The sequence below is a fragment of the Bellilinea sp. genome, from assembly GCF_034432615.1.
Taxonomy (GTDB): domain Bacteria; phylum Chloroflexota; class Anaerolineae; order Anaerolineales; family Anaerolineaceae; genus Bellilinea.
Window position 1 is genome coordinate 1 of the sequence record NZ_DAOUBL010000192.1, and the last position, 4,631, is coordinate 4,631.

A 4,631-nucleotide genomic window follows, 5' to 3' on the forward strand; every position below is an offset into this window, starting at 1 on the left:
TTCCGCATGAGCGACCTGATCAAGTGGATGGAGAGCAACGGCTTCCGCCAGGTGGACCCGAAGGCACTGCCGGTCAACATCACCACGGTGTTGTTGAGTGAAATGATGGCGGCGGTTGCACGCGGAAGCCGGTCATTGATTACCCCCATTCTTATTCCTGCGGATATTCTCGATTTTGATAAACCCCTGCCGGGTTTCGAGGAGGTGCAGCAATGAAATCACTTTTTGCCGTATTCTATCTGCCGCTGTGGATGCTGGTGGCCGTCTGGATCGTGTTGCGGCGCAAGAGTGCATTTGACGAAGCCGACATGGCCATGCGAGCCATAATGCTAAACGACATCTACTACGCGCTGCCGGTGCCGAAAGACCGGCTGGAGCGGATAATCGTGACGGCCATCATTCGTTACATTGACCGCGAAAAAGCGGCCATGCTGGAGATGAGCCGGATGGGCGTAAGTGGAATCGGAGTATTGCCGAAATGAAGTATGAGGAAATTATCGAAAACCTGCCGCCCGGTCTTGAGCGCGCCATCTTGCGCGTGCTCGAATCGCGGCGCGGGCGGCGGAACGCCATCGGGCGCAACGAGTTGACCGCGATGGTGCGCCGGCTGGGGCAGCCGGCCAGCGAGCGGCAGGTGCGCGAGATGATCAAGCAGCTGCGCCGGAAAGGATACCTGATCTGCTCTGCACCGGGGGAGGATGGCGGCTATTACTGGGCGGATACGCTGGAGGAATATCAGGAATTCCGCAAGATGGAATTTGCCGCCAAGATCGCCGATATGAGCGAAACCCTGCGGGCGATGGACCAGTCCGCCGAGCGGATATTCGGGGATAGTTTTCAGATGAGGCTGCTATGAACAATAAACCGCGCTGTAAACGCTGCGGAAAGCCGCTTTCCGATCCCGTTTCGATAGCCGCCGGGTTGGGGCCGCAGTGCCGCGGGGCGGCGCAAAAAAGCAGCAGCCGCCGGGTCAGGCAGACCGAACGGCACGCCCGCGGCAGTGGTGGTGCGACAGCCGCCGGCAGCGATTTGTCCGTGGGTATGATCACGCCGCTCTGGCGGGTATATGACATACCTGACGGGGACATCGAAACGGTGCTAACACTGCACCGCGAGCGGTATGGGAAGCCGCAAATGATTTTGCTTGCGCAGGATGTTTCGAAAGAGATATACATGCGCGCAAAGCAGCTGGCAGTGATTGTAATCAAGAACCGGAAGGTTCTGCCCGGTCAGGTTTGGGTGGTGTAGGCGGGCGACATGAGGCGATGGATAAAGTTATATATTGAGATACTTGACGATCCCAAGATTGGACGAATGCCAGACTGGTTATTCAGGCGTGCCATAGAGCTGTTCTTGCTTGCGGGCAGGAACGGGAACGATGGTGTACTACCGCCCGTAGAAGATATGGCGTGGATCCTCCGTCTCGATGAGACGAAGCTGAGCGAGGCTCTCCACGGCCTGGCAGAAGTCGGGGTAGTGCATGAAGCGGAGCCTGATGTCTGGGTTGTGACTCATTTTGCGGAACGTCAAGACGCCGATACGCCGGCCGAGCGGGTTGCGAACCATCGCAAAGGTGTAACGAAACGTTACAAAAATCAAAACGATGTTGTAACGAAACGTTACGTAGAAGAAGAAATAGAAGAAGATAAAGAAAAAGAAGAAGAAAAAGAAGTAGAAGCAGAAAGCGGCGGCGGCGACCAAAAACCTGACGAAAGTTATTTTTCACCGGCGATGAAGCCGTTGATTCAGGCTTTCAGCGCAGCAACAGGCATTCATGCGCCTATCGGCGGCGGCGGCCAGACCCGGCGCTGGCATGAGGCAATGCTGGAATTGATGCGGATGCGCGCTTCACCGGAGGAAATTGACGCGACCTGCCGGGAGATGCTGGCGCAGGGGCTCAAAATTGCCGGTCCCTGGTCGATCCTGAACGGGGTGAACGTGTACCGGTCCCGTCAGCGCGCCCCGTCCGGCAGCAAGAACGGCAAAAAACAGGATGTGGACGAGATCATCCGTGAGTACATGGCTGAAAATCCAAAGGTGTAACCATGAGTGATTTGACCAACGAACAGATACACGAACATGCGCGCAGTGAATGGCTGGCGGTTTTATCCAGGTTATGGATTGCAATTGGGCGGGAAGTAGATAAGCGGCAGCTGCTGGTTTACGAGCAGGCATTGGGGATGCTGCCCCTCGGCCTGTTGGAACTGGCGGTCAACGAGGTGTTGTACCAGCACCGCTATACCAGCGTGCCGACGATAGCCGACGTGGCCGAGATGGCCAGGCGGATTGCAGGCGTGGCCAGCCTGCATCAGGCCGGCGAGGCCTGGCTTTGCCAGCGTCGGCCGTTTGCGTGGAGGTTTTGAGATGGCAGGACGGTGTGTGGAAGCATGGCGTTTGTTCTGCGAAGTGGAGCGGCAGATCACCCTGGCGCGGCTGGAACAGGTGGACGAGGAAGAATATCCGCCGTATGTCGAATCCATAACGCGTTACCGCTCCCACCTGCGCAGCTGCCCGCAGTGCCGGGCGATGCTGACCGAACTGCGCGAGATTTCCGATCAGAAAGAGTCAAAATCATGAACGGTGTAATCATCGAAGTTTGTGCCCGGTTGGCGAAGAAATAGACCGCGATCTGGATAACCTGCTGGCGAAACAACAGGACGATCCGACACCGCAGCGAAAAAACGAGATTCACAATTTGCTCAAGCACTATTTCGGTCATCGCCGGAATTGTTTCGACTGCAAAGTAACGTTCAGGTTTGTTGAAGAGTGAAATTATGGCTGTAAATTCACAAAATCAACTCTTCTTCTGCGGCTATGTGATGTTCCCCGGCGTGGACGTGAACGAATACTGGGATTTCGTGCGCAAATCCATGCCGATCCGGGACGTAAAAAACGGGCTTGAGACGGGCGTATTTCCGCCGGGGCTGATCATCCAGGACAATTACAACAACCTTGCAATTGTGGACCGCGACCGGCGGACGCTGAAAAAGTTGATCTGGTGAGGTGAGAAAATGAGCAATCCGTACAAACCCAAAAAAACCAGCGGCTGGCTGGATTTGCTGCTGGTGTGTATTCTGGCCTGGGTGCTGGTGATAGTGGCCGTCGTGTTGCTGCCGGAGATTATGATCAGGTTGATGAGGTAAGCCATGCTTCGAATGCTTTTTCCGATTTACTCCATTCATCCAAACCCCTGGCAGCCGCGCGCTACAGAGGACACCGAACACATCGAAGCACTTGCGGCATCCATTCTCGCTGATGGATTACTGCAAGAACCGGTTGGACGGCTTTGTGATGCAAGCGGCGAGCCGAAATCGGTGCGCGAGGTAATGACAAGAATCAATGATCCGCGTGAAATCTTCGAAAAACTCGGCTGGAATGTCCAACTGGCATTCGGTCACAGCCGGCTGGCAGCATACTGGCTGCTGCACAAACGCAGCGACAACGGCGAGTGGCTGGAAATGCCGGTCAAAATCATGGACATCGGCGACGAAGAGATGTTCCGCCTGGCGGTGAGTGAAAACATCCAGCGCCGTGACCTGACACCCATCGAAGAAGCGCGTGCCATGCGGCGCTATCGAGAAGAGTTTGGCAAAACCAGCAGAGAGATCGGGGAATTATTCGGCATTAGTGAAAGTGCCGTCCACAATAAGATGCGCCTGCTGGAGTTGCCGGAAAAGGTGCAATTATATCTGGCCGGCGGCGTAATCACCGAACATTTTGCGCGCCGGCTGCTGAGCGTGCAGAAGATACTGCCGGCCGAGCGCATCGAATATTTAGCCGATGAGATTGCCGCAAATCGCTACGACAAACCGGAGCAAGTGGACAACACCATCCGTGCGGTAATCAGCGGAGAGAAGCACATCCAGCGACTATATACTTACTGGCAGAATAACGGAAAGGCAAATGATCTGTTCTCACTGGACTGGGAAACTGGCGAAATCAACTACCAGGTTACCTTCAGCGATTTCAAGAAGTGCTACCACGGGCCGGCAGAAATCACCCTGACTTATCAGAGCATTTTTTATAACGTCGAAGAGACAAAAACGCTTGATCTCGAACAAATCTACCTGCTGGCTTCGGCTAAGGCAGAGGGAATCAACGCTGTTTTGTCCAATCGGCTGGCCGAGGAACTACCGGAGGCAATAGAGGTATTCAGTCATTTGAAGAATCCGCCGCCGTGCGATAAATGTCCGTTCTACCTGACCATCGCCGGTGAGGGGTTTTGCGGGCGTAAGGTCTGTTATGAGCGCAAGAAAGCCCGATGGATCGAACTGGAACTGGAGCGCGTTTCCACGGAAACGGGTATCTCGATTTACGATCCGATCGAGGATGGAAATCAATTTATTCAGTACGTTTCGTGGGGTGAAACGGGTGATTATTTCAAAAGTGCCATCCAGGAGAAATCACCGCATTTGCGATTAAGAGGATATGCCGCAGGAAATGCCTATAACACCAATACCGGGTCGCCGGTGGTGCAGATCATAACGGTTGACCCGGCGGTAATCCAACGCGCAGCAGAACTGGAGTCCATCCGGGAAGATGACGAGAGATGGGTACAGGAACAGGAGCGGCAAATCCGCAATTTAGAGGAATCGGACGAGTATATCAATCAGATTGCTCCGATCTTTGCT

At 54.6% G+C, this 4,631-nt stretch carries 10 protein-coding genes; all 10 read left to right on the forward strand.

The features are described 5' to 3' along the window. Positions 1–216 (forward strand): hypothetical protein (locus VAE48_RS08735; protein WP_322792938.1); only part of this gene is annotated, 216 nt, incomplete at its 5' end. After that, complete coding sequence (locus tag VAE48_RS08740) at positions 213–482, forward strand: hypothetical protein (protein WP_322792939.1); 270 nt, start codon at positions 213–215, stop codon at positions 480–482. The genes VAE48_RS08735 and VAE48_RS08740, both read left to right, overlap by 4 nt. Continuing rightward, positions 479–856, forward strand: a complete 378-nt coding sequence (locus tag VAE48_RS08745) for a hypothetical protein (RefSeq protein WP_322792940.1) — start codon at positions 479–481, stop codon at positions 854–856. The genes VAE48_RS08740 and VAE48_RS08745 overlap by 4 nt, the downstream gene beginning before the upstream one ends. Then, on the forward strand, positions 853–1,248 hold the full coding sequence (locus VAE48_RS08750) for a DUF6011 domain-containing protein (RefSeq protein WP_322792941.1): 396 nt from the start codon (positions 853–855) through the stop codon (positions 1,246–1,248). Before VAE48_RS08745 ends, VAE48_RS08750 begins: the two co-directional genes overlap by 4 nt. Before the next feature lie 66 nt (positions 1,249–1,314). Next, on the forward strand, positions 1,315–2,043 hold the full coding sequence (locus VAE48_RS08755; RefSeq protein ID WP_322792942.1) for a hypothetical protein: 729 nt from the start codon (positions 1,315–1,317) through the stop codon (positions 2,041–2,043). Between the two features lie 2 nt (positions 2,044–2,045). Beyond that, positions 2,046–2,363, forward strand: a complete 318-nt coding sequence (locus VAE48_RS08760; RefSeq protein WP_322792943.1) for a hypothetical protein — start codon at positions 2,046–2,048, stop codon at positions 2,361–2,363. Between the two features lies 1 nt (position 2,364). Then, positions 2,365–2,577 carry a hypothetical protein gene (locus VAE48_RS08765; protein WP_322792944.1) on the forward strand — a complete coding sequence of 71 codons (213 nt, stop codon included), beginning with the start codon at positions 2,365–2,367 and terminating at the stop codon, positions 2,575–2,577. A gap of 197 nt (positions 2,578–2,774) precedes the next feature. Then, complete coding sequence (locus VAE48_RS08770) at positions 2,775–3,002, forward strand: hypothetical protein (RefSeq protein WP_322792945.1); 228 nt, start codon at positions 2,775–2,777, stop codon at positions 3,000–3,002. Positions 3,003–3,011: 9 nt separating this feature from the next. Beyond that, positions 3,012–3,143, forward strand: coding sequence for a hypothetical protein (locus VAE48_RS08775; protein WP_322792946.1), 132 nt, complete (start codon positions 3,012–3,014; stop codon positions 3,141–3,143). 3 nt (positions 3,144–3,146) lie between these two features. After that, positions 3,147–4,631 (forward strand): ParB/RepB/Spo0J family partition protein (locus tag VAE48_RS08780; RefSeq protein WP_322792947.1); only part of this gene is annotated, 1,485 nt, incomplete at its 3' end.